Here is a 24459-nt window from a genome sequence, read left to right as displayed (position 1 = left end):
TGTATTGGGTATGTTGGAAGAAAGGCTTATTCAGCAGGTTTGATTTCGTATGGCAGCGTCCAGTCATCCCGGCGGATGTCCCACACGACTTTGTTGCTGTAGGCATAGGTTTGCGGCAGATCCCAAAGGAAGACGGCAAGCGCTTCGTCAGATGCCACTTCGGTTGCGCGTTTGACTGATGCAAGCTCGGCGTCCTTGGTGAGTGCGCCTTTTGCCTGTTTTACCGCTTCGTCAAAGGCGGCCGGGACTGGCCCAATTGTCTGAAAATGCGTGCTGCCGAGATAGGTGAGTGTTTCGGCTGCAATGCTTGCCGTATCGGCGTAACCAAACCACGTCAGGCCAGCGGCGTTGTCGGATGCCGCGCGCTCGGCATGAGACGAAGCGGGCAGAATATTGAGCTGTGCACGGACACCAACCGCGGCCAGTTGCGCCGCGATAATCTGCGCTGCCTGCTCTCCACCGACATAGGTGCCTTTGCCAAACACCATCTCGACATCAAAGCCATCCGGATAGCCTGCTTCCGCAAGCAGCGCTTTGGCCTTCGCGGGATCATAAGGCCATGGCTTCAGGTTTGTGTTATAGCCCTCATGAAAGCTGGTGATGATCTGGCTGTTGGCTGGGCTTACCAATCCCTTGAAAAGCGCTTTGGTAATAGCTTCCTTATCAATGGCGTAGTTCAAAGCCTGCCGCACCCGCGCATCATCAAGCGGCTTGATATTGGTGTTAAATCGGATGATCTGTACGCGCGTGCTTGGGCGCGCACCTGCCACCAGATTACCATTGCTTTCGAGCTGAGCGAGATCCTGCGGCGCGATAACCGCTGCGGCATCAATCTCACCGGACTTCAGGCCGTTAATCTTGGCCGCAGCGTCGACCACAACGCGGAACTGCGCCTTGGTGAATGGTGCTACCTTGCCGAAATAATGTTCATTGGCTTCAAGGCGAACTTCGCCCTCTGGATTATAGCTCACCAGCTTATAGGGGCCAGTGCCGAGCGCCTCAATCGCTGGGTTGTGTGACTTGGCCCATTCAGGTTCCAGATAGAAAATGCCTGCCAACCGCTTGGGAAACTCAATGTCGGGCGCTTTCAGCGTAAAGGCAACCTGATGCGGTGAAAGGACTTCAACCTTATCGACCGCCTTCATCGACGAGACGATCCAGCTTGGCTTTTCCGACGACAGGATGCGCTCGATGTTCCACTTAACGACTTGAGCATCAAATGGCACATTGTTGGAGAAAACCACGTCGTCGCGCAGATCGAACACCCAACGCGTATCCGACTCCTGCTTCCAGTCTTTGGCCAGAACACCCACCAGTTTGCCTTCACCATCAAGGCGTGTCAGTGGAGAATAGATTGATGCAATGATGCTCAAATCGCCGCGCAGATTGCCCCCAACGGCAGGATCAAGAGTCTGCAAGGCATAAGGCAGCGCCACCACCAATTCGTGTGTCTTGCCATAGACCGCAGGTGCCTGCGCGTGGGTTACCGATAGCGTTGCTGACATGAGAAGCAGGCTTGCTCCCATCAGTCTCAATGCGTGTAATGATCGTCTTACAATCATGTGTTTCTTCCAGTGTTTGTGTTCAGATTTAAGGATTTGGAGCGACAAATGGCTTTCTGCCAGGAATGGCCGCAAGCAATTGTCGGGTGTAAGGATGAACCGGAGCCTCAAAGATACGACGGGTTTCGCCGCGCTCGACGATTTCACCGCCACGCATCACCACGACTTCACGACAAAGCCGGGCAATGACCGATAGATCATGAGAAATAAGCAGTTGCGCGGTACCATGCCGACGCTGCATGTCTTCCATCAAGGCAAGCACGCGCTCCCGCGATGTGGAGTCGAGTGCTGCAACTGGCTCATCGGCGATGAGAAGTTTGGGGCTGGGTGCAATCGCCCGCGCGAAACCCACGCGCTGGCGCTGTCCTCCCGATAGACGCCCCGGCAGGCGATGCCACAAAGACGGATGGATGCCGACTTCTTCAAGCAAGCTTTGTGCAAGTCTCACGGCCTCAGCTTTGCGAAGTCCTTTGGCAAGCAAGGGTTCTGCCACAGTGTCCACAATGCTTATGCGTGGATCGAGAGATGAATATGGGTCCTGAAACACATATTGTACGTGGTCTGAGCGTGTTCGCGCTGGTCGTACGCTACCGTCAATCAGGATATGGCCGTCATCTGCGCGTTCCAGACCCGCGATAATGCGCGCCAACGTGGTTTTACCCGACCCACTCTCGCCAACAATCCCCAGTGTTGTTCCAGCCTTCACCGAAATATCGACACCACCAAGCGCACGCGGACCATTGCGAAATGTCTTTTGAAGAGCTTTGACTTCAACAAGTGGAGGTTGGGAAACAGCTTCGTGAAGCGCACCACTCGCAGTCGCAAAAGTCAGCTCACTTGCTTTCAGAAGTGATCGCGCAGCGCTGCTGGTCGGATTTGCAAAAAGATCGCGCGTAGCGCCACTTTCGACAATCGCCCCACCATCCATGACGGCAACACTATCCGCTCGATCCCGCATCACGCCCATGTCGTGGGTAATCAGCAGAACACCGAACCCATGACGTTTTTGCAGCCGGGCAATGAGATCAAGAATTTGCGCCTGCACCGTTACATCAAGTGCAGTCGTCGGCTCATCTGCGATAAGCAGTTTCGGTTGCCGCGCCAAAGCCATCGCGATAACAACGCGCTGGGCCAGCCCGCCCGAAAGTTCATGTGGCCAAGCGGTCAGCTTCTTCACTGGATCTCTGATGCCCACCTCTTCCAAAAGATGCAGGCAGATATTCGCAGCCTTGGCTTTATCACGGCGCATTGCAGGCGAGAGGGCTTCAAACAGCTGCGCGCCAACACTCAACCGCGGATTAAGAGCCGTTGTTGGGTTTTGAAAAACGACTCCAATCTGTGACGTTCTGAAGTCACGGCCTCGGTCAGATATGCCAAGTGCAAGTGGTGCTCCATCGAGATAGACCTGACCATCAGCTCGAAGGCTTTGGGGCAGAAGACCTGCGACAGCCATTGCTGTGAGTGTTTTACCGGAGCCGGATTCACCGACAATTCCAAGCGTTTCGCCTTGTTTCAGCGTGAATGACACCGGGCCTGCAAGTGCCGTTTCATTTGATCTGACAACCAGCCCTTCAACGGACAGAAGCGTGTTGATAATTGTCATGCTGGCTCTCCTGTTTCGCGCGCGGAAAGCCTGCTCGAAAGGGCATCACCCAAAAGCTGCACACCAAAAAGAAGGCTGAGCAGAGCAAGAGCAGGCATCACTGACAGCCACCAGGCGGCACCGAGCTGCGATTTTCCCTGAGCGATCATGAGGCCCCAATCGGCAGTCGGCGGCTGGATACCCAAACCAATGAAGCTGAGACCAGCTTCTGTCATGATGATGAAGGCAGCACTTATTGTTGAGGTTGCAATCAGTAGCGGCAACAGCCCCGGCACGATATGGCGCAGAACGGACTTCCAAAGCGGAACGCCTGCAAGCCATGCAGCTTCCATATAGCCCTGATTGCGCGCATTCAGCGTATAGGAACGCGCGACACGGAAATGCAGAGGCCAGCTTTCAAGTGCCAGAATAAGGATCAGGTTCTCAAGCCTTGAACCAAACAAGGCGAGTGCCAGAAGCGCCAAAACCAGACCGGGAATTGTTAACTGAATTTCAGCGATCCGGGCAATGATCTGGTCAAGCAAACGATTGCTCAATCCTGCAACAATACCCAGCAGACTTCCGATCAAAGCGGAAAGAAGCGTTGCTATGGTTGCAACCAGCAGAACAGGCCGTGCACCGTAAAAAACCCGGCTTAAAATATCCCGTCCCAGATCATCAGTGCCGAGCCAATGCCCGCTATTCCATGACGGCGCTTGCAGAAATGCCATCAGATCACTGGAATTGGGCTCATAGGGCGCAAGCAACGGTGCAAAAATGGCAGCCACCACCCAAAGAAGGATGATCAGCAGGCCGATCTTACCTCTCAAAGCCAGCTTTGGCTTTGGAGTTTCGCGAGAGAGTTCAATAAAATCCTGATTAGAAATTTCACTCATTTGGTCACCGCACTTCGTGGATCAACAACAGCGATGAAAAGATCGGCGAGTAGATTGCAAAGACTGACAGTCAGGGCGATCAGGACAATCGCCGCCAGAATGACCGGATAATCTTTCATGCCAACGGCGCTGACCAGAACCGTGCCAACACCCGGCCAGCCAAAGACTGTTTCTGTCAGAACAGCTCCGCCCAACAAGGTTCCCGTTTGCGTACCCAAGAGGGCAATCACAGGAACGAGGGCATTGATAGCGATGTGCCTGAAACGCACACGACCGAGCGAAATATGTTTCGATAAAGCCGTGCGGACATGGTCTGCACCCTGCTGCTGTTTAAGACTGGTGCGAAACAGCCGTGCTACAGGCGGAGCGATCAACAAAGACAGAGTCAAAGCAGGCAAAACGAGATGCCTTAAGCTGCCACTTCCCCCCGTTGGGAGCCAGCCGAGCGTCAAAGAGAAGAACAGAACCGCAAGGATGCCGGTTACAAAAACAGGCGTGGACTGCACAACCGTTAAAAGTGCCAGCGGGCCTTCACGAAGACATCGGTTTGATGACGTGGCCGACAGATAGCCAGCGAACAACCCTATTGCAGAACCGATCAAAAGCGCCGTCAAAACCAACACGAGCGTCAGCGGTATGGCCGGTGCCAGAACATCAACAGCAGGGATGTCAAAACGCAATGATTTTGGAAACTCGCCACGCAGGCTGTTAAATAAAAAGTGCCCATATTGCTCGATCACAGGGCGATCAAACCCGTAGCTTGCGTTCAGGGCTGCGACTTCTTCCTTTGTCGCCTGCCCGCCCGCAAGCAAGGTTGCCGGGCTGCCAGTTGCAAAAATCAGGAAGAAAACCAGTGACACTGAACCGAGAACAGAAATTACCGTTGCACCAAGCCTTTGGAGGATAAAAGACGGGCGAATATCGCGCCTACGACGCGGCAGCTTGCGCAAAACACCGGGCTGCGCCTGCTCGCTATGAGCGCCCTCGCTGGCTTGCAGCCAGAACTCCTGTTCACGTGGCGTTATAATCATGATGCGCTTTCGATAATTAAATCCTATAAAATTTATAGGCTAATAATCGTCAGTCATTAAGAACCTGACGTTTTGTCGTTTCATGTCGCAGAGAAACAAATTGCTAAACAAGGGGGACAATTGAGGCTGACATTCGTCAGTGGCTATAGCACTGACGAAATCGGCATGTAGAGCAAAGCGTGAGCCAGAATGAGGTTCAAAAAAGATCTTTTAAATCCGCAGCAACAAATCATCAGCGTCGCAACAGCTCCGAAACATGATGTGAAACGAACAAAAACCACGCCGTTGATTGCCAATGAGAATTGATAAAGGGGGGTGCGGATAAACGCATGGACCGATACATGGCGCATTATCCGGCCTGCACAATATTCGTGTAGATACCTAGCCACTCGGCGGACCGGACTTGTACCGTTACCCTTGTTCGTGATCAGGACAAAGCTAATGTAGTACCCGGCGAAGCCGCCACCATTATGGAGCCGCCCGGCCTTTTATGGACCTTCTGGAATCGCGAATGGCATTTGAGGTTCATACGGCGGGACTGGCAGCACAACGCATATCATGGGCGCAGGAAGCTAAAATGTGGGAGGCTCTAAAACAGTTTGAGAGCTCGCAGGATGACGAAGGGGCGTTGGATAAGCATGAAAATGCTGCCGCAGCCCGCATTTTCACGCAATCTCAATCCCGCTCTGATCACGCCGGAATTTATTCAAAACACGGTTGTAGAGCATCGCTCCATTTGTGAAACAATCAGCGCACGCCATGCAGAGCAGGCCCGCGCAGCCATGCAGGCCCACCTTACTCGCAACCATCAGCGCTATAGGGGCTTATCAGGAAGTATTGGTTCGCCCTTAGCAATATTACAGAACCTGAGTCGTCTGTCTGAGTGCGAAGCTAACTCTTCCAAAAAAGTCAAAAACTATGGTTTGCTCCTCACTGCGAAGAAGTCCTAAATATTGCTTGGGTACGAATGGCGTTCTGATCGAGATAAGAACTCCAAATAGTCAGGATTAGAGCGATAGTCACCAGAATGGCACCAACCCAAGGTGTCGATCCAAGGCCTAGCGAGGATTCCACAACGAGGCCACCAAGCCAGGCTCCAATGGCAATACCAAGATTAAAAGCAGCGATGTTTAATGCGGATGCAACATCTACAGCACCTGGGCGGTGTTCCTGAGCAAGCTTAACGACATAAAGTTGGAGTCCCGGCACATTGGCGAACTGGAGAAACCCCAGCAAAGCAAGTGTTAGAATTGCAGGCAACGGAGATACGGCAGTAAATGTCAACATGATCAACACGAGAGCTTGTAAGGCAAAGAGACCTATCAGGGCTTTCACAGGGTTTTTGTTGGCAATCCGCCCCCCGGCCATGTTGCCTAAAGCAATTGCTACACCGTATAGCACCAATACGAGGCTTACACTTTTCTCAGAAAATCCAGTCATCTGCTGGAGTATCGGTGCGAGATAGGTAAAGGCAACAAAGGTTCCGCCATAGCCCAATGCCGTCATTGCGAATACGATGAGCAGCCTTCCTGAGCTCAACACTTTCAATTGATCAAGAATGTTAGCCGGAGCAGCCTTTTTCAAGTTGTTAGGAAGAAGTGTCAGGATTGCCAAAAAAGCGACAATACCAAGGGCAGCAACAGCCCAGAATGTTGCGCGCCAGCCGAACACCTGACCGATGTAAGTGCCAAGAGGAACGCCCGTAACGATTGCTACTGTAAGCCCCATGAACATCATGGCAATCGCAGAACCGCGACGATCTTGCGGTACCAGATCAGCTGCAATGGTTGCACCAACTGAGAAGAAGACACCGTGTGCAAATGCGGCCAATACTCTGGCAACAAGGAGCAATGCGTAGTTTGGTGAAACTGCTGCTACTGCATTTCCGACAACAAAGAGCGCCATCAGCCCGAGCAATAAGGGCTTTCTCTCGACGCGTCCGGTGAGTGCGGTCAGAACGGGTGCACCAAACGTAACGCCCAGTGCATATACGCTGACGATTAAACCCGCCAATGGCAATGAAATATGCAGATCACTCGCAACAGTTGGTAAGAGGCCAACAATCACAAATTCCGTAGTTCCAATCGCATAGGCTGCGATTGTTAGAGCAAATATAGCTAATGGCATGACCATTCCTTCGTCGATGGCGATTTTGAGAACGCTATCAGCTTATTGATCCGAGGGTTCCTGTTGGCCGGAATATGATCTTGGAGGACTTGATTGATAATCCGTATTGTTGGATTAATATTTATGAAAAAAATTCACAGGTAGCACCAATGGATAATCGTACCGGGGAGATGGAGGTGTTTGTTGTCGCCTCGGAACTGCAAAGCTTCTCAGCTGCGGGCAGACGGCTGAACATGTCCCCCTCTGCGGTGAGCAAAATTGTTACGCGTATTGAGGATCGTCTCGGAGTACGGTTATTGCATCGATCGACACGAATGATGACGTTGACACCAGAGGGAGAAACTTATCTGGCGAGGGCTCGACAGATATTGTCTGACATTGATGATACCGAGAAGAGCATCGCTAATAAGCGTGATAATACGCCGCGTGGGTTGCTCAGAGTCAGTGCTTCTGTCGGGTTTGGTGAGGTAATATTATTGCCACTCCTGCCGGCCTTCCTTGAACAATATCCAGATGTCCACATCGATCTATCACTTACAGACGGCATCATTGGCTTGATCGAAGAACGCACGGATGTTGCAATACGCTCTGGAATGATGGCCGACTCCTCATTCAAGGCCAGAAAAATTTTTGAAAGCCGACGTGTTGTCGTCGCATCCCCTGACTATTTAGCATCGAAATCAGCCCCGCTAACGCCGCAAGATCTTGCTCATCACAATTGCTTCAGTTTTAACTTCGCTCGCACCCTTAATGAATGGCCATTCCGAAATCCGGGATCATCAGAGGTTTATCGCATACCAATTACGGGCAATGCCCTGGTGAACAGTGGAATGGTCATCCGCAGACTATGCCTTTCAGGAGCAGGTCTGGGAAGAGTGGGGCAGTTTCACGTGCAAGCCGATATTGACGCTGGCCGTCTCATTCCAGTGCTTGAGGACTTCAACGCGGAAGATATTGAACAGATACATGCCGTGTTTTTGGGGCACAACTATCTCGCTGCTCGTATCCGTGCTTTTATAGATTTTCTTTCCGAGAATATCCACACGAGCGGCTACTTACTTCGCTAAAATAGAGCTGTATTTTCTATAAGGTCAGGGATCCTGGATTCGGAGAGAGCAGCCAGTTTCAAGTTTGGTGTGATGTGATGAAGCTTGCATAGCCGTCACCAATCGCTCTGCTAAGAAAGCCTGAATAACGATCGTAAGCTTTATCTTCCGCCGACACGCGCCCAAAGACCGGCGTTTCAAAAACCCTCATCGGTATCAGAACCAGCGGCACTGATACAGGCGTTAGCTGCGCTCCCTGCCCCGCCCGCAAGGTCGTTAGAATCCCATACATTTCACCTGAAATACTGGGACGGGATAAAACCGCCATTCGATACTGACCTGATGTGTTAGTCACCAGATAAACATGGCCTGAGAGATGGGGAACAGAAACACGTCCATGTTGCGAGAATGACGTATCGATACGTTCCCGCTCTTCAAACTTTAGATGCGTATTTTCAGAATCCCAACCAATATCAGTGCAGTAAGCAAAGATATCACTGCTCTTACCAAAGGAAGGGCGAAGCGTTAAAAATGTGCCTTCCAGCCAGGAGACCGCAGCACGCGAATATGCCCCTAAATCTTCATGAGCATGTGCTTGAGGAGTCGTTATTATTGGCTTTTCCGTCTCTGGCTTATCACGCAGCTTCAGCCCCATAGCCTGCTCAAGCCGGATGATGGTCGCGAGCGTAAATGGCCGGTGTCCAGACAGAGCTTTTTCTAACGTCGATAGGCTGATACGCGCCTCGTCTGCCAATTGTTGACGGGAAATTCTGCGACGCGCTATCTCCTCTCGTACACGTTCAGCGACATGGCTGTTCATCTGATCGGGTAAAACAGCGTCTTGCTGAGACATGAAATCTTCCTGAATACGTACTTTCTTTCACAATTCCACACAACAGCGCAAGCGGCAAGGTGGTTTGCGGCAAACGGCGGATAAAACTTGGCAAAGCTTACGCTGGTGCCACATCAGCGGAACAGCGAAGAATGCCTCCAGTTAAATGACCGATACAGGAGCGCATCATGTTACCTGCCTACAGGCACTTACAAGCGAGCGAGAAATCTATGCGTCTGTCGCATTTCTGCAAAGCCATCTGGTTGATGAATATGCTGATATTACCGATTGTGGCAGTTATTTTTTCACTCCTGAATATCGCCTCAGTCCGAGCAGAAAAGCCCGCATATCTGACACCGAATGCGGTGCAAAGCGGTAGCCTTCTGCTGCAAAGCAGTCAGGAGGGCCAGTATATTGAAGCACCTCGCCTAACAACAGATTACGACATTGATGTCAGCGGCCCGACAGCCCGCGCCCGTCTGAGCCAGATTTTTGAAAATCCGACTGACGGCTGGGTAGAGGGGCTATATGTTTTTCCGCTGCCGGAAGATAGTGCGGTCTATTCCTTGAAAATGATTGTTGGTGAGCGGATTATTGTTGCCGACATCAAGGAAAAGCAGGCAGCACGCGAAATTTACGAAAAAGCAAAGAGTGAAGGCAAAAAAACAGCACTCATTGAGCAACAACGCCCTAATGTTTTTACCAATGCGGTTGCTAATCTCGGACCTCACGAGAAAGTCGTTGTACAAATCGAATATCAACAGCCTGTCCGCCTGAATGACGATCAGTTTTCCTTGCGCCTGCCACTTGTGGCTGCGCCACGATACAATCCAGAAAACATTGATCCCATTAAACAAACCGTCAACGTTGATGGCGGATGGGGGAATACTCAAACACAGCGAACCATTGGTCCAGATAATAACCCCATCAAAACATCGCTTATTATGCCGGGTGAAAAGCGCATGAATCTGGTCACAATAGGCATCAACCTCAAACCTGGCTTTGCTACCACTGAGATTAAAAGCCTTTATCATAAGGTTCATATTGATCAGCAGAGCCCGCAGACGTCTAAAATCACTCTGGATGGTGAAACCACAGCGGACCGTGATTTTGTGCTCGAATGGCGAGCCGCGAAGACAGATATGCCTAACGTCGGATTGTTTCGCGAACGCGTTGGCGATGATGACTATGTACTTGCATATGTAACACCACCGCATGCTGAACCCGACACGGTTCAGTCGCGGGAAATCATCTTCGTGATCGATAATTCTGGTTCAATGGGCGGCACATCAATGAGACAGGCCAAGACCAGTCTCCGCTATGCCCTTTCCAGACTTAACCCCGGAGATCGTTTCAACGTAATTCGTTTTGACAACACACTCACCAAGTTCTTCGAGGATTCTGTCGATGCCACAGAGCAAAATATTGATGATGCCCGCCAGTATGTTGCCGGCCTCGAAGCTGTCGGCGGAACAGAAATGTTGCCCGCAATGCACGCGGCTTTTGATGACAGCCACAAGAAAGATGGTTTGCGCCAGATCGTGTTCCTGACGGATGGCGCAATCAGCAATGAACAGCAATTGCTTGATGTTATTGCATCGCGTCGCGACCGCTCACGTCTCTTCATGGTCGGCATCGGATCGGCCCCCAATACATATCTGATGAACAAAGCCGCTGAACTTGGTCGCGGTACGTTCACACATATCGGTTCGCCTGATGAGGTGGAGCAACGTATGCGTGAATTGTTCGATAAGCTGCAGAGCCCGGCTGTAACGAGTGTGACAGCGAAATTTTCACAGGATGGTGCCAGCCAAACCCCTGGCATGCTTCCAGACATCTATCACGGCGAACCCCTCGTTATTGCTGCACGGTTAAAGCATGCAACTGGGTCACTAACGATTAAAGGCAATGTAGGAAGCCGCGCCTGGACGATCACCTTGCCACTTGATGAGGCGAGCAATGCAGACGGTATTTCTAAGATATGGGCTCGGCGAAAAATCGATGATGCAGAAGTTGACATAAAACTGAACCGCGTATCACCGCGCGCAGCTGATGCACGTATCCTTAGTCTCGCATTGGAACATCATCTCGTAACACGGCTTACAAGTCTGGTGGCCGTAGATAAGACGCCAGAACGCCCCTCAAATACCCCGCTTACCCGTGCAGAAATTCCACTCGAACTGCCAGCTGGATGGGACTTCGATTCTCTCTTTGGCATTCGCACTGAACGCAGCCCTACGGACCACGCTGATGCCAGCGCTGAAAAAATACAGCTTCACAAAAAAGCTGTCATCAGCGCACCAAATCTTCCCGCACCAACAATGCGTTTGCCGCAGACGGCCACGCCAGCAACCCTCAATATGTTTCAGGGCTTAAGCATTATTTTCATTGGGTTTTTGGTCTTCTGGTTCTCCGTTCGCAGAAAGAGCGCACAATGAAAATGCTTATGGCGCAGAAATCCAAACTAACAGAGCGCGCTATGTTGCGCGCTCCTATGAGGCTTGTTTCGATCATCATAATGATCTCTGGTCTTGTTCTTTTCAGCCAAGGGCTTTGGATCCATGTAAAGGCCTATGCGGCACAAATTCTTCTGGAACGAGCTTTTTCACAGAGCATCAACTCTGGCGATGAGGTCAAACCATGGAGTTGGGCTGATACGTGGCCGGTTGCACGTATCGAAGCGCCACGATTGGAAATGTCCGCTATTGCTCTGCGTGATGTGAGTGGACAATCTCTTGCCTTTGGTCCCGGCCATTTACAAAGCACGCCGCAGGCCGGTGATCGTGGAACCGCAGTCTATGCAGCGCATCGTGATACGCATTTTGCTTTTCTGAAAGATATTGAAAAAGGAGACCTTATCCGTGTTACGCGCAATGACGGAACGACATATACCTACCGCACCACCCATATGACAATCACGCGCTGGGACGAGGCGCAAATTGATATTCATGCATCAGGATCGCATCTCGTTCTTGCAACGTGTTACCCTTTTGATGCCGTCACGCAAGGGCCGCTACGCTATCTCGTCTATGCAGATATTGTTGTAGAAGATATAGAACAGGCTCCATTTGTCCGACTTTGAGGTAATGTATGATGCACCAGTACATAATTGCACTTTTGTTACTCATGCCGGGTGTCGCATTCGCAAATATCGATGAAGATCGTTATTCTTATATCTGCAACCATGATAATGCCATTGAGATTATTATTGCGCAGGATAAGCCAGATAGCTTGATACTCAATGCTTTCAGTAAAGAGCGCATTTTTGAAAGAGTTAGCTCCACCCCCCTCAATTTATTCAAGGGGGAGCAGGGATATGAAATATCTTTTGAAAATATGAACCAGATATTCCTTACAACTCAAGGCGTGCAATACACATGCAATTTGGACGCCGCTGGTTAGGATAGCTTTCGCGTATCTTATTCAAAAAACCGCTTTAAGCACTCGCCCCACTCTATTAGGTCCAGACATAACGAACGATATGAAAGAAGACGGGCGCTGAGAAAACAAGGCTGTCAGCGCGGTCGAGCATACCGCCATGACCTTCAATCATATGGCCCCAATCTTTTACCCCGCGATCACGCTTGATGGCCGATGCGACGAGCCCGCCAAAAAAGCCCATAATGCAGACAGCTGCGGCAAGCACACCCGCCTGAACGGGCGAAAAAGGTGTAAGCCATGCAAGCCCAGCACCCAGCAGCGAGGCGGCGGCTATCCCACCGACAAACCCTTCCCATGTCTTGGACGGAGAGATATTGGGAGCAATGCGGTGTTTGCCGAATAGCTTGCCGAATATATATTGCAACACGTCGCTGCCCTGAACAGTTGCAACCAAAAATGCAATGAGCAGTAGTTCTTTTCCTTCATAGCCTGGAATATCCAGCGTCATCAGCGCTGGAACATGGCTGATGCAATAGACCGAGAGCATGATGCCCCATTGCTGTTCACTGATGCGTTCGAGAAAGCGCGATGTATCACCGGAAAGCGCTGTCAGCACCGGCATGGCGAGGAAGCAATAGACCGGGATGAAGATGGAATAGAGGCCATACCAGTCGGTCCAGATCAGATAATACTGTACTGGAATGACCAGTAGAAACATGCCGAGCAAGACACGGTGATCAGCGCGGCGGGTTTGTGTCAGCGTTGCATATTCGCGCAAGGATGCGAAAGAAATGAGCGCAAACAGCACGATCACGCCGCCTTTACCGAACAGGAAGGAGATGCACATGGCGCCGACCATGATCCACCATGCTTTGATGCGGGCATTGAGGTTAATCAGTGTGGATGAAAGCGGCTTTGGTGCGCGCCATGACAATACACCGGCAACAGTGCTGGCTGTAACCAGAACGCCCATGAGGCCAAGAAAAAGCTGGGTTGTTTCGCTCATGACGCATTACCGTTCTGGGGCTGAATATCGAGAAGGCTTTGGCGGGCGCGGGTCAAGAAATCCCTGCGATCTTCGCCCGCATAAAGTTGAACCGGCGCACCGAAAATGACGCGGCAAAGCAGCGGCACCGGCAGCATTGCGCCTTTTGGCAGCACACGTGACATGTTTTCAATCCAGCATGGCACCAGTTCGACATCCGGTCGCGCCAGCGCAAGGTTGTAGATGCCGGACCGAAAACGCAACAGCGCTTCATCACTCATATTGCGTGTGCCTTCGGGAAAAATGATGAGTGAATGACCATCGGCGAGCGCTTTCAACATCACTTCCATCGGGTCTTGCGTGCGTTCTACCCAGTTGCGTTCGACAAGCACGGTGCGCAGCAGCACTTCAGCCATGAACTGGCGCACTGCATTGCCGCGCCAGTAATCGGCACCAGCGACAGCACGGGTCCGGGCGCGCTCTTCCTGGTTAAGACAGGAGGAAAGCAAAATGAAATCACCATGGCTGGTGTGGTTGGCAAAATAGATGCGCTGGTTGCGCGAGGGGCCAGTTCCGCTCCAGATGGGCCGCACGCCGGTAATCCCGCGTGAGAGGATCGCCAGAAACGAGCCAAAAATCGATTGCACCTGATGGTGGATCAGTTCCCGCATATCAAAGTCCCTGACCATGTGGCACGAAGGCCAGAAGAAAGAACAGCACGATTGCCAGTATCAGAAAAAACCGCAGCCGCATGATGATGCGCCTGGAACCGGCTATCCGTTCGACGAGCGGGCGAGTGGCGCCGATTGCTTCACGCAGGCCCATTTTTGCGAGGGTTCTGTCGAGTTCGATGAGTCCCGCTTCTTCAACAGGATTTGCGGCCACAAGCCGGAAAAGTACGGCATCAAAAAGCAGATGCGCTGCAATTCCAAGAGCGATTAGTGTGCTCAAAAGCAGAACCGGCCACACCAGCCAGAACGTGAGATCATGGACGGCACGCAAAAACGGTGCGATTGCCAGCATCAATACGGCCAGTGCAATGCCAAGATAGGCGGTGCGCTGCAAACTTGCCGCGATGCCTGATGCTTGTGCATTCATTGATGCGCCTCATTTGCATGGAGATGCACCGGCCAGCCTTTAGCCCGGATCAGCACTTCGGCCTCGCGCCGGTTGTTCACACGCCCTGTTTTGATAAGCCAGTGGGCTGCAACGGTGGCGCTGCGCTGAAAGCCCAGCGCGCAACAGATGAGCACTGGACCGTGATGGCGCGCGACCTCAACAGCCTCTGATGCCAGCCGCACTTTTTCAACTGAGGGAGCGATCAGATCAAGCGTGCTGTAGCTTTTCCAGTCACCGCTATGACTTGGCGGCACCATTTCGGCTGCAAGGTCAATGACGGTGGTAAAGGCATTTACTTCTGTAGCATTTGGAAAACGCCCTAAGAAAACATTGTCGCCAATCTCGACATGGGATGGAAGTTTGCGTGTCCAGTAGCGGATATTAAGCCGGGCAAAGAAGCGGTAAGGCCAGAGCAAAAGGCGGCTGGCAAAATTGACCGAGCCGTCAGTTTGTTTCTCAAAAATGGTTGCATCGGCACCGAAATAACCCAGTGCCACGATTGCAAGTGCGGTTGCAGGCCAGAGCCAGAAAATGGCATAGCCGGTAATGCTGAGGCCATGAACAGCGAGTGCGAGAAACAGAGCTGTGCCGGCCAGATAATAAAGACCAATCCGTCTGGATTTCGGGTCTGATGTGAAATGAAACTCTGCCAAAGGCGATGGCGTGTTGCGCGGGAAAAGCCACAGAGCAAACAGCCCGAGCAAAGCGCCTGCCGGAATATCAACCGCATGATGCTGATAGGTGGTTAGCACCGATAATCCGATCAGCAGACACCAGACATGCCAGACCACACGCAGTCCAAAGCTCATCACGCGGCGCATCTGATCCCAGATGATAATCAGCAGCGCAATATGCAGCGAGGGTGCCTGGTTGAAGGGTTTGTCGAACCCGCCCAGCACATCGAACATAAAACCCGGAAGACCGGATGTTTCAGGCTTCACAAACGTGGCTGTCAGCGGAAAGGCAACGAAACACAGAACAGCGATGATCTGTGCTGTGAGATAACGTTTTGCCAGTCTGTCTACCTGTTCCGGGCTGTCATTGATGAACAGCGCAATTGCGTAAAACAGATTGACCGACCAGTAGGGAATGATGCTCCACGCGATAAAGGGAATATAGCCTTCCCAGTTGAAAGCGAGGTTTGGCACATCATGATGGAGCGATGCGAGCCAGTTGGCGGTGCCGTAGGTCAGATAGAAAAAGGGGCCGAGAAACAGCAGCCAGAGGATTGCACGGCGGATGACAGCCCGCCGTGAGAAACCATCGTGGCCTGCCGGTCGTGTGATCACGCTGCGTCGTCTCCGATGCGTTCGGCGATCGAGACAGTGAAAATGCCCCATTGATCAATGCGCTGTTCGATCTTGCGATAGCCTGCCTTTTCAACAAGCTGATCCATTTCGCCTTGGGTGCGGCGGCGCATCACCCATGCCTGTCCGCCGCGATGTGACGTGAGCGCCCGCGCAATCATTTCAAGCTGCGGGTGCCATGGCTGGTTGGTATAAATGAGCAGCGAACCGGGCTTTTGCACACGGGCGAGTCCAGAAAGAGAACGGTTGATCAATGCGTTATCCGAAAACAGCTCATAAAGCCCCGATACAATCGCAAGGTCTGGCTGCGGCGTGATGCTTGCAAGGCTTTCGTCGTCAAAGGCGTCGCCTTCTTCCATATGAGCAATGGCCTCAAGCCCGCGCTCTTTGATGAGCTTGCGCCCGGCCAGCACATTGATCGGCGAATAATCGCGCAGATGAATGTTGTTCGGCAATTCGCCGGCACGCACCACCGCATCAATCACATAACGGCCATGACCGCAGGCAATGTCGAGGATATTGGTCGAGCGACCTTCGCTTTCGAGCCGCCGGATCGCATGTCGGATCAGTTCCTCAAGATGCACCTTGCGCTGGCGAATGCCGCGCCAGCCAATGGCTTCCAGAAACTGTTTATCGATGAGTTTGCCGCCGGGGCCTAAGCCACGCGCTTCGTTTTCATAGACATAATCGAGCGTGGAACCCGAATCAAAGCCGGTGCGACGACCAACACTCAGTCCATTCGATAAAAGCGAGCCAAAGCCGATGGAAGCACGCGTTGACGCCCAGTAAAGCCCGCGTGGTGAAAGCAGTGGCAGCGGGCTGGATAGTTTGTCGGCCTCGTCGCGGGTGTGGCCTGCAATATGCGCATCCGTCAGATCAGCGCGCTGTGGCGCCTCTGCAAAACGCGCCTCGATGAAATCTTGGATCAGTGTGAGCGCTGGTTTGCGGTCGCGTTCGCCGAGCGTGTCATGGTAAAAACCTTTGAGCACATGGCGCTCTTTGATGCGGCTGCCGAGGTTTTCAAAAAAGCGATGCTGTGGCGTCGGCCGCACGACAAAATCGCTGCCGGAAATGAGCAACTGCGTTGGAACGGTAATTGCCCTAGCATCATCCACCACACGCTTTGCTGCTTCATAAAGCTGAAGCAGAATATGCGAGGCAATGGGACGCGTAATCAGCGGATCGGTGCGATAGGATTCAATCCGCTCCCTATCATGGGTCAGAAACTGCGGCTTGACATAGGAATTGACATAGAACGTGCCCTTGAGCTTCTGCCAGAGCGCGATGCCCTCTTTTGCGAGAGGCACATAAAGTTTGATGTCAAAAGCAGGCGACGCCATGACCAATGCGCGGATATTGGGCGCATAGCCATGCACCCATGCGGCCGCGAGAACCGCGCCGACACTCTGCGCAATCAACGCCACATCTTCGTTTTTTACCCCGGTTTCATTGCGAATATAGGCAACGAAACTATCGAGGTCGCGGACCGACGCGCCAAAGGATGGTGAAAAGCCGCGTACGCCGGGCGAGTTTCCGTGACCGCGTGCATCCCAGGCATAGAAGGCATAATCATCAAGACCAAGCTCATCAACGAGATGGCTCACTCGCCCGCTATGCTCGTGCCCGCGATGCAGCAGCACGATCACGCCTTTGGGCTTTTCAGACAGCGCAGGCCAGAAACGATAGAACAGCGAAGTACCATCATGGGTGACGAAATGGGATTCCTGCGCTTCACGATGTGATGCGGCTTCATGCCCCGTCAGTCCTGCACGCTGGTTCATTCCCACTCCTCTCAGTAAGCCTTCTAACTTCTTCTCCCCAATAATTATTGAGTAGAATATAATATTTGAATAAACGAGCTAAAGCTGCTCGCAAATAGCTGATTTCTAATTAATCGTCATTTCTGAAGGGTTCTTATGTCTGTCTACCAATTGAAATCCCGCTTTCAGAACTTATTGCGACCGCTTGTCGTGCGACTCGCAGCAAAGGGCGTGACAGCCAATCAGGTGACGGTAGTCGCTGCATTGGTTTCTATTGCTCTTGGTGCTTTTCTTTGCCTGAACGGGAATGCGATCTGGTTTGCGCTGGTGCCGGTCTGGCTATTTCTGCGCATGGCGCTGAATGCGGTTGATGGAATGCTGGCACGCGAGCATAGTCAAAAATCCATGCTCGGTGCCTATCTCAACGAGATTGGCGACGTGATTTCTGATACCGCGCTCTATGCACCTTTTGCGATCATCGCGCCGTTTTCCGCATTCTGGATTTTCGCGATTATCTTTATCTCAACGCTGACTGAATTTGTCGGCGTGACGGCAGCCTCACTCGGATCAAGCCGCCGTTATGATGGGCCGATGGGCAAGAGCGACCGCGCTGTATTTTTCGGCGTGCTTGGCGCGTGGGTCGCTATTGATGGCGCTTTACCGGATTGGGCATTCTGGGTGCAGCCAGTGCTTTGTCTGCTTTTGATTGTGACGGTCGTCAAACGCATCCGCTACGGTATAACGGAACAGCTCTAATACCGCCTTGCATATGACTTAATACCGCTTCCGTTGTAAGGCGGCACGACGGTTCGTCTTCGGAAAAATGTCGTTAAACGCTGCTGATGAACTACAGCGCCATTCCTTGCCGTAAGGCAATACAGCGTTTCCGCTTCGCTCTATCAAATCAGCACCAGAGCAAGCCTACTTAAGACGGGATCCTAGATGGAGCAAAGGCGGCTCACACCAGCGTATCTATCACTTTCTAGGTGAATTTTTATGCAGCTGCTGTCGAAACGGAACTATGTGCATCAACTGACCATTGATGCACATAGAAAATATTGACTATAATTAAGCCGCCAACGATTCAGCTTCAGGTGTTGGAACTTCAGAAATAGTTTTGAGAACCTGCGAAGCTATCTGATACGGGCAACCCTGTGAATTTGGGCGACGGTCCTCCAGATAGCCTCTATAATCGTTCTTAACAAAGGAGTGAGGAACACGGATAGATGCGCCACGATCTGCAACGCCGTAGGAAAACTTATTCCACGGAGCTGTTTCGTGTTTGCCGGTAAGCCGCATGTGATTATCCGGGCCATAAACCTCAATATGCTCATTAAGGTTTTTTTCGAACTGCTTCATTAAGGCTTCGAAATAATCTTTGCCCCCAACTTCACGCATGTGTTGCGTTGAGAAGTTGCAATGCATACCCGAACCATTCCAATCCGTATCACCGAGCGGCTTGCAGTGGTATTCAATATCAATGCCATACTTCTCGGTCAGACGCTGTAACAAATAGCGAGCCATCCACATCTGGTCAGCCGCATTTTTCGAGCCCTTGCCAAAAATCTGAAACTCCCACTGACCCTTAGCCACTTCGGCATTGATGCCCTCATGATTAATCCCAGCGGCCAGGCAAAGATCTAAATGCTCTTCGACGATCTGGCGCGCGATTGGTCCAACACTGTTGGATCCTACACCACAATAGTATGGCCCTTGTGGAGCAGGATAACCTTGTTCAGGAAATCCGAGAGGGCGACCATTCTGATAGAAAAAATACTCCTGCTCAAAACCGAACCATGCATCTTCATCTTCAAGAATCGTCGCGCGGCTGTTGGAAACGTGCGGTGTAACGCCATCTGGCATCATGACTTCGCACATGACAAGGACACCATTCGACCGTGCTGGATCGGGATAAACGGCAACAGGCTTTAGCACACAATCAGAGCTGCGCCCCTCTGCCTGCATGGTCGACGAACCATCAAAACCCCAAAACGGCAATTGTTCAAGCGTTGGAAACGCATCATATTCCTTCACCTGTGTTTTGCCACGCAAGCCAGGTGTCGGAGTAAAGCCGTCGAGCCATATGTATTCGAGCTTATATTTGGTCATCGCCTAGTCTCTTTATATCAAATCATTAACTTTTTAACGGCGGCTTTGGAGGCTGCCGTTACATCTGAAATATACAAAGCAAATGTCGTGCCAGTTTCACACTTCCCTGATGAGCACGAGCTTGTTTAGTGAATTAGCCGCTGAAAATGGCTTCTAATTGGGTAAGCGCAAGCAAGAATAGCTAGACGCCAACTACGCAACGATGCCATGCCAGCCTTTAGATGCCTAGAAAATAGGCAGCAAGCTAAATTTAAGGCATCCCAGTATTAAAGAGCATGCACTCTAATTTGAAACCGACGGCATTTCTAATTGGTTTATAGCGCTTCTTTTTCATATTGGATCGCAACCACACAAATTGAAGTATTTTTGCATTCTGGGATTCCCTCGAGATTAACCAGCTTTCCATTGCGATCTTAAAGCCTAGTGGCAATTTTCTCTTAAGCCTTACGTAACAATGCCTTTTCGATAGGGTTGAAGTCTGAGCTGCAGAGCGGCAGGAACATCATTCTGATGTCGACTGCGTAGATCCAGGCTGTTTAATGCTGGACCGATTATAGAGCATGACAATATTGCCTGTTTTCAATGCCGGAACAAAAACTTGAGCAACATTCCTGCGTTGCACAGCCCCTCAACGCATGCGGCCGTTGCAGCGACCGTAAGGGAACCCCACCTAAAATAGCCAACCCTTGCGGCGCCGCACATGAAGACGGGCCACATTGGTCGCCGTCCAGGTCTTGAAGATGAAAACCGCCGCTGGGTCGTGATCGGGTTGTCCTCGAGCCAGCATACTGCTTTTCCAGAACATTTGGACGGACTGGTTCGATCGCACGGCCAATCTTTATTTGCGCTTTTGTTCGTGCCTAACAAAAAAGCGAAGCAATAACAACTTGCTGATTACGACACCTTAGGCAGACAACTCATCGTTAAGTTCAAAAAAGAACCATCCCGACGCAGGCTGAGCCGGGTCTTGGTCAGATCAGCATAAGCTCCCGCTTTGAAAGAATTTCGGCAGTCACAAAGGATATCGGGCCGAACACCTCCCTGCTGGAATTGCGGGATACGCCAACGGATAACACTGGATACACTCAAACCAAAGCGCTCATCAGCATCGCAATGCTATGCGCCGACGTTAAACGCGGCAACAACACGTATGCGAAGATCGAAAGACGGGGGCGTCATATATCTCAACCTAGAACGGCAGATAGCTTAGAGCAGAAGGCGGATAAATTTTAAACCCCTCCGATTTAATCATTTTAGGAATACATTAAGATATTGAGGTGGCGACAGACGACTTAAACTGAAAAATTTGGGAAAGTACGTGTTCTATATCATTATAACCCCGGACGCCTAAACCGTCCGGGATTTCTGCTCGTTGCTCTTTATCAGGTGCTACCACTTTACCTTGAATCCAATATTGCCTTTGATTGCATAGCTGTCACCGAAGTGGTTGAGGCTGGTGTTGACGAGGCCCTCGCCATAGATCGAATATTTATCATCGTTCCAGTTGTAAGAACCACCAAGACCCAGTCCACCCCATACCCGATCATTGCGGCTCGTGAAGCTGCTTTCTGCAACAGTCACACGCGTGCCTTTGAGAAACTCGTAATAGAGATTAGCAATCCCATACACCCGTGTCCGATCCAGCATGCCATTGGCATTCTGCCATGAATTCTCATGATCAATCGTCAGACCAAGACGACCCTGCAAGCTTTCCCCACGATCAAGGCTGACATCTGCATCAAATGCATCCGTGAATGCATCAAAATCAACATTGGAATAGGTCAGCTGTGCCTGTGGTGTCAGTGACCATGCTTCGTTGATGGCAAAGCGCTGTCCGCCTTCCAGTGATAAAGCATAGCCAAAGCCATGATTGTTATCGGTGAGGCCTATATTGGCAGTCGTTGAGTGAAGATCACTGCGATACCACGTCACCTGACCCTGCCCATCAAGGTAAAAGCCATTCTCGCCATACCAGGTAAGCGTTCCGCCAAGACCATAGCCGTCTGTGCTGATATCACCATCGCCATGGGCTGAATTGGTTTTTGTCTTGCCATGGGCATAATGCACCGTGAAGCCGCCAATCAGCTTGCCGTTTTCGGTCTCCGTCAGCATGCCATCAATACCAGCCTGCATTTTGAAGACATTCTGGTTGTAATTGGTATCAGAGGTAGAGAAGCGCGGTTCCATATGGTTATGCGAACCTTCAATGCGACCCCAGACGCCATTGCCGTTGATTGCAGCACCGACTTCATCAGGGGCGGCATAAGGCGAGCCAATCGCATCAGCGCCCTGTGCAACCACACGATTGCCATTGCCCGACCAGACACGGTTGCTGGTACGCTGCTGCAAGGTCGCAACACCGTTCAAGCCAAGCAGAGCCTGCGGATAGACTTCATAAACCGGAACACCAGCCTGATACAGCGGTTCTGGCTCAACGGGATCCAAGGGATCAGGATTGACTGGATCAACCGGGTCTACAGGGCCGGTTGGTTGAAACTGCGAGCGTAAATACCAATTGCCATCCGTCGGATCTGATGAGACGCCCTGGAACAGCGAATAGGCATATTCACCGCCGACCACTACTTGTTGGCCTGATCTCGCTTTATAATTACCAATCAGACTAAATTGCCCATCTGATGCGCCACCCACCTCAATGATTTTGATACCGTTGACAGTCTTTTCGCCTGTGCCGCCAATATTCGTTACGATGACAGAAGAGCTTCCAGCGGTATCGCCCTCTATAACCAGTTTGTCTGTTAACGAATTATCACTACCCAAAACGGAATCAATCAGCACCAAGCCATTCTGACCGATATAATCGCCGGTGATCGTGAATATTCCATTCGAGCTAAACTTATTATCTGGTGTTCTCCCCACAGAAATAATACCTTGATTGGTAGTCGTACCGACTGTTCCAACACCCCCAAGTATGCCATTTTGTCCAACATTCACAGTTCCCGTTACGAGTCCGCCCGCTTGGCCTTGAACGCCAACCAGAAGCACACCACCAGAAACATCTGTTCCACCTGTATGTGTCGCAGTGCCTGTGAATGTCAGTTGACCTCCAGCAACATTCATAGCAAGTGACCCAACTCCCGATCCATCGTAGATCGCTCCGGAATAGAACGCCGGAGCCAGTAGTGACGTGTTAATCGTCAATACGCTGTTTGTATCACCATTGTTTACAATGCGGCCGCTGCCTTTAGTAAGACTGTTAATGCCACCCGCGACGGTGTCATAGCCATTGAGTTGTAATATTCCGCCAATACCGCCAAATTTATTATCGAAATTAACATTGGCAGTTGTTGTTAGGCTGTTTTGGGCCAGAACACGCAATGTGCTGTTCATAAAAAAGACTTGCTTCCCATTACTTAAAGCATCAGTTACACTGGCGTCAAAAGTAGCAGTATCATAGAAATACTGAATGCCTCCGCTAATAGCATCTGCCGCATTAGCATTGAGAATACTATTAACGAAAAAATATTGCGCTCCACCGCTGACTGCACCTTTTGTGTTGGCGTCCAGGATTCCTGTGTTCTGGAAATGTTGCTCCCCGTTACTGATGGCACCCGTCGCGTTGGCGCTGAGAATGTTGTCACTGTAAAAAATCTGCATACCGCCGCTTATCGCATCTGCGGAACTCGCATCGAGAATAGCGGTGTCATAAAATTGTTGGGTTCCACCACTGATTGCATCCGCCGTCATAGCATAAAGGACGGTGTTATTGTTTAAGGTTTGAAATCCACCGCTTATCGCATCACCGGCACTGGCATTGAGAATACTATTCTCATAGAAATACTGGATTCCGCCACTCAGCGCATTTGCTAACCCTGCCTCAAGGGTACTGGTGTTATAAAAACTCTGCTGACCGTCACTGATCGAATTTGCGACGTTGAGGTTGAGCGTGCTGGTATTATAGAATGTCTGAAACCCGCCGCTGATGGCGCCTTCTACGTTCGCGTTAAGAGTACTGGAGTCAATGAATATCTGGGTTCCACCACTGATGGCGCCGTCTGCGCTGGCATTAAGGCTGGCATTAGCATGAAAGTATTGAGCCCCACCATTGATAGCATCTGCTGCACGAGCATTAAGGGAGCTATTGTCGTATAAATACTGAGTTCCCCCGCTGATGGAGCCGACTGCACTGGCGTTAAGAGTACTGTATTCGTTGAAGTATTGTAGCCCTCCAATGATGGCACCTGCCGCGTTCACATTGAGACTGCTTTGGCTAAAGAATGTCTGTTCACCGCCATTGATGGCTTCTGATGCATTGGCGTTAAGGAAACTGTCCGCAGCGAAATTTTGCGTGCCCCCGCTGATCGAGCCCGCCGCACCAGCATCAAGGAAGCTGGTATCGTGGAAATTCTGATCGCCACCAGTGATCGCGCCCGCCGCACTTGCGTTAAAAGTACTTGTTGCATTGAAAATTTGTGTGCCATTATTAATAGCTCCCGCCGCAGTGGCATTGAGCGTATTGGCCTCTGTGAAAGACTGCATGCCGCCGTTGATTGCACTGGATGCGCTGGCATTGAGAGTGCTTGAGTCAAAGAAAAACTGAACCCCATCGGTGATTGCATATGCGGTACTGGCATTTAGAGTACTTGACTGATTGAAGAGTTGTGTACCTCCGCTTATGGCAGCAGTTGAAACAGCATTGAGAGCACTATTATCGAAGAAATGTTGCTCACCGTCATTGAAAGGCCCGTTTGTAGTTTCGTTACC

The 24459-nt window shown here is 51.2% G+C and carries 20 protein-coding genes; 7 read left to right on the top strand and 13 right to left on the bottom strand.

Translation table 11 applies throughout. From position 1 onward, the window contains the following. Positions 1-26 precede the first annotated feature (26 nt). Genes J2782_RS15575 through J2782_RS15560 form a run of 4 tightly spaced genes read right to left on the bottom strand, consistent with a single transcriptional unit; the run spans position 27 to position 5071 of the window. On the bottom strand, positions 27-1562 hold the full coding sequence (locus J2782_RS15575) for an ABC transporter substrate-binding protein (RefSeq protein ID WP_310014196.1): 1536 nt from the start codon (positions 1560-1562) through the stop codon (positions 27-29). Between the two features lie 28 nt (positions 1563-1590). Continuing rightward, complete coding sequence (locus J2782_RS15570) at positions 1591-3165, bottom strand: ATP-binding cassette domain-containing protein (RefSeq protein WP_310014193.1); 1575 nt, start codon at positions 3163-3165, stop codon at positions 1591-1593. Then, positions 3162-4040 carry an ABC transporter permease gene (locus J2782_RS15565; protein ID WP_310014190.1) on the bottom strand — a complete coding sequence of 293 codons (879 nt, stop codon included), beginning with the start codon at positions 4038-4040 and terminating at the stop codon, positions 3162-3164. Before J2782_RS15565 ends, J2782_RS15570 begins: the two co-directional genes overlap by 4 nt. Further along, positions 4037-5071, bottom strand: a complete 1035-nt coding sequence (locus J2782_RS15560; RefSeq protein WP_310014188.1) for an ABC transporter permease — start codon at positions 5069-5071, stop codon at positions 4037-4039. Before J2782_RS15560 ends, J2782_RS15565 begins: the two co-directional genes overlap by 4 nt. 638 nt (positions 5072-5709) lie before the next feature. Between J2782_RS15560 and J2782_RS15555 the strand changes: the two genes are divergently transcribed. Beyond that, positions 5710-6021, top strand: a complete 312-nt coding sequence (locus J2782_RS15555; protein WP_310014186.1) for an FCD domain-containing protein — start codon at positions 5710-5712, stop codon at positions 6019-6021. On the opposite strand, the gene J2782_RS15550 is transcribed toward J2782_RS15555, so the two are convergent. Next, positions 6002-7198: an MFS transporter gene (locus J2782_RS15550; RefSeq protein ID WP_310014184.1), complete on the bottom strand. Its 1197-nt coding sequence runs from the start codon at positions 7196-7198 to the stop codon at positions 6002-6004. The genes J2782_RS15555 and J2782_RS15550 overlap by 20 nt on opposite strands. Before the next feature lie 149 nt (positions 7199-7347). Here J2782_RS15550 and J2782_RS15545 point away from each other — a divergent pair, with 149 nt between their 5' ends. Then, on the top strand, positions 7348-8265 hold the full coding sequence (locus tag J2782_RS15545) for a LysR family transcriptional regulator (RefSeq protein ID WP_310014180.1): 918 nt from the start codon (positions 7348-7350) through the stop codon (positions 8263-8265). Between the two features lie 58 nt (positions 8266-8323). On the opposite strand, the gene J2782_RS15540 is transcribed toward J2782_RS15545, so the two are convergent. Continuing rightward, on the bottom strand, positions 8324-9097 hold the full coding sequence (locus J2782_RS15540) for a helix-turn-helix domain-containing protein (RefSeq protein WP_310014177.1): 774 nt from the start codon (positions 9095-9097) through the stop codon (positions 8324-8326). A 167-nt stretch (positions 9098-9264) separates the two neighbouring features. Between J2782_RS15540 and J2782_RS15535 the strand changes: the two genes are divergently transcribed. Genes J2782_RS15535 through J2782_RS15525 form a run of 3 tightly spaced genes read left to right on the top strand, consistent with a single transcriptional unit; the run spans position 9265 to position 12478 of the window. Then, on the top strand, positions 9265-11514 hold the full coding sequence (locus tag J2782_RS15535) for a marine proteobacterial sortase target protein (protein WP_310014174.1): 2250 nt from the start codon (positions 9265-9267) through the stop codon (positions 11512-11514). Positions 11515-11555: 41 nt separating this feature from the next. Next, a complete protein-coding gene (locus J2782_RS15530; protein WP_404989659.1) occupies positions 11556-12158 on the top strand; it encodes a class GN sortase in 603 nt (200 codons plus the stop codon). Positions 12159-12166: 8 nt separating this feature from the next. Beyond that, positions 12167-12478, top strand: coding sequence for a hypothetical protein (locus J2782_RS15525; protein WP_310014167.1), 312 nt, complete (start codon positions 12167-12169; stop codon positions 12476-12478). A 55-nt stretch (positions 12479-12533) separates the two neighbouring features. On the opposite strand, the gene J2782_RS15520 is transcribed toward J2782_RS15525, so the two are convergent. Genes J2782_RS15520 through J2782_RS15500 form a run of 5 tightly spaced genes read right to left on the bottom strand, consistent with a single transcriptional unit; the run spans position 12534 to position 17649 of the window. Further along, positions 12534-13463: a phosphatidate cytidylyltransferase gene (locus tag J2782_RS15520; protein ID WP_310014162.1), complete on the bottom strand. Its 930-nt coding sequence runs from the start codon at positions 13461-13463 to the stop codon at positions 12534-12536. Beyond that, positions 13460-14113: a lysophospholipid acyltransferase family protein gene (locus tag J2782_RS15515; RefSeq protein ID WP_310014159.1), complete on the bottom strand. Its 654-nt coding sequence runs from the start codon at positions 14111-14113 to the stop codon at positions 13460-13462. The genes J2782_RS15520 and J2782_RS15515 overlap by 4 nt, the downstream gene beginning before the upstream one ends. 1 nt (position 14114) lies before the next feature. After that, complete coding sequence (locus tag J2782_RS15510) at positions 14115-14540, bottom strand: hypothetical protein (protein WP_310014157.1); 426 nt, start codon at positions 14538-14540, stop codon at positions 14115-14117. Continuing rightward, positions 14537-15850, bottom strand: coding sequence for a phosphatase PAP2/dual specificity phosphatase family protein (locus J2782_RS15505; protein WP_310014155.1), 1314 nt, complete (start codon positions 15848-15850; stop codon positions 14537-14539). The genes J2782_RS15510 and J2782_RS15505 overlap by 4 nt, the downstream gene beginning before the upstream one ends. Next, complete coding sequence (locus tag J2782_RS15500; RefSeq protein ID WP_310014153.1) at positions 15847-17649, bottom strand: bifunctional alpha/beta hydrolase/class I SAM-dependent methyltransferase; 1803 nt, start codon at positions 17647-17649, stop codon at positions 15847-15849. The genes J2782_RS15505 and J2782_RS15500 overlap by 4 nt, the downstream gene beginning before the upstream one ends. A gap of 135 nt (positions 17650-17784) precedes the next feature. On the opposite strand from J2782_RS15500, the gene J2782_RS15495 reads away from it, so the two are divergent. Beyond that, the gene (locus tag J2782_RS15495; protein ID WP_310014151.1) at positions 17785-18384 is read left to right on the top strand and encodes a CDP-alcohol phosphatidyltransferase family protein; all 600 of its coding nucleotides are present in this window, start codon (positions 17785-17787) and stop codon (positions 18382-18384) included. Positions 18385-18696: 312 nt separating this feature from the next. On the opposite strand, the gene J2782_RS15490 is transcribed toward J2782_RS15495, so the two are convergent. Further along, positions 18697-19737: a glutamine synthetase beta-grasp domain-containing protein gene (locus J2782_RS15490; protein ID WP_310014149.1), complete on the bottom strand. Its 1041-nt coding sequence runs from the start codon at positions 19735-19737 to the stop codon at positions 18697-18699. A 700-nt stretch (positions 19738-20437) separates the two neighbouring features. Here J2782_RS15490 and J2782_RS22885 point away from each other — a divergent pair. Further along, positions 20438-20620 carry a hypothetical protein gene (locus tag J2782_RS22885; protein ID WP_404989656.1) on the top strand — a complete coding sequence of 61 codons (183 nt, stop codon included), beginning with the start codon at positions 20438-20440 and terminating at the stop codon, positions 20618-20620. A 506-nt stretch (positions 20621-21126) separates the two neighbouring features. Here J2782_RS22885 and J2782_RS15480 read toward each other — a convergent pair. Then, positions 21127-24234 (bottom strand): autotransporter family protein, encoded by a 3108-nt coding sequence (locus tag J2782_RS15480; RefSeq protein ID WP_310014147.1) that lies wholly within the window; start codon positions 24232-24234, stop codon positions 21127-21129. Positions 24235-24459: the final 225 nt, after the last annotated feature.

The sequence above is a fragment of the Brucella pseudogrignonensis genome (assembly GCF_031454375.1).
Classification (GTDB): domain Bacteria; phylum Pseudomonadota; class Alphaproteobacteria; order Rhizobiales; family Rhizobiaceae; genus Brucella; species Brucella pseudogrignonensis_A.
The sequence above is the reverse complement of the archived record's forward strand: the minus strand, read 5'-3'. Positions and strand labels throughout refer to the sequence as shown.

Excerpts from the sequence above, each read along its gene's own strand:
- J2782_RS15575 (WP_310014196.1), bottom strand. The coding sequence starts at position 1,562 with ATGATTGTAAGACGATCATTACACGCATTGAGACTGATGGGAGCAAGC.
- J2782_RS15570 (WP_310014193.1), bottom strand. The coding sequence starts at position 3,165 with ATGACAATTATCAACACGCTTCTGTCCGTTGAAGGGCTGGTTGTCAGA.
- J2782_RS15565 (WP_310014190.1), bottom strand. The coding sequence starts at position 4,040 with ATGAGTGAAATTTCTAATCAGGATTTTATTGAACTCTCTCGCGAAACT.
- J2782_RS15560 (WP_310014188.1), bottom strand. The coding sequence starts at position 5,071 with ATGATTATAACGCCACGTGAACAGGAGTTCTGGCTGCAAGCCAGCGAG.
- J2782_RS15555 (WP_310014186.1), top strand. The coding sequence starts at position 5,710 with ATGAAAATGCTGCCGCAGCCCGCATTTTCACGCAATCTCAATCCCGCT.
- J2782_RS15550 (WP_310014184.1), bottom strand. The coding sequence starts at position 7,198 with ATGCCATTAGCTATATTTGCTCTAACAATCGCAGCCTATGCGATTGGA.
- J2782_RS15545 (WP_310014180.1), top strand. The coding sequence starts at position 7,348 with ATGGATAATCGTACCGGGGAGATGGAGGTGTTTGTTGTCGCCTCGGAA.
- J2782_RS15540 (WP_310014177.1), bottom strand. The coding sequence starts at position 9,097 with ATGTCTCAGCAAGACGCTGTTTTACCCGATCAGATGAACAGCCATGTC.
- J2782_RS15535 (WP_310014174.1), top strand. The coding sequence starts at position 9,265 with ATGTTACCTGCCTACAGGCACTTACAAGCGAGCGAGAAATCTATGCGT.
- J2782_RS15530 (WP_404989659.1), top strand. The coding sequence starts at position 11,556 with ATGTTGCGCGCTCCTATGAGGCTTGTTTCGATCATCATAATGATCTCT.
- J2782_RS15525 (WP_310014167.1), top strand. The coding sequence starts at position 12,167 with ATGATGCACCAGTACATAATTGCACTTTTGTTACTCATGCCGGGTGTC.
- J2782_RS15520 (WP_310014162.1), bottom strand. The coding sequence starts at position 13,463 with ATGAGCGAAACAACCCAGCTTTTTCTTGGCCTCATGGGCGTTCTGGTT.
- J2782_RS15515 (WP_310014159.1), bottom strand. The coding sequence starts at position 14,113 with ATGCGGGAACTGATCCACCATCAGGTGCAATCGATTTTTGGCTCGTTT.
- J2782_RS15510 (WP_310014157.1), bottom strand. The coding sequence starts at position 14,540 with ATGAATGCACAAGCATCAGGCATCGCGGCAAGTTTGCAGCGCACCGCC.
- J2782_RS15500 (WP_310014153.1), bottom strand. The coding sequence starts at position 17,649 with ATGAACCAGCGTGCAGGACTGACGGGGCATGAAGCCGCATCACATCGT.
- J2782_RS15495 (WP_310014151.1), top strand. The coding sequence starts at position 17,785 with ATGTCTGTCTACCAATTGAAATCCCGCTTTCAGAACTTATTGCGACCG.
- J2782_RS15490 (WP_310014149.1), bottom strand. The coding sequence starts at position 19,737 with ATGACCAAATATAAGCTCGAATACATATGGCTCGACGGCTTTACTCCG.
- J2782_RS22885 (WP_404989656.1), top strand. The coding sequence starts at position 20,438 with ATGAAGACGGGCCACATTGGTCGCCGTCCAGGTCTTGAAGATGAAAAC.
- J2782_RS15480 (WP_310014147.1), bottom strand. The coding sequence starts at position 24,234 with ATGCAGTCTTTCACAGAGGCCAATACGCTCAATGCCACTGCGGCGGGA.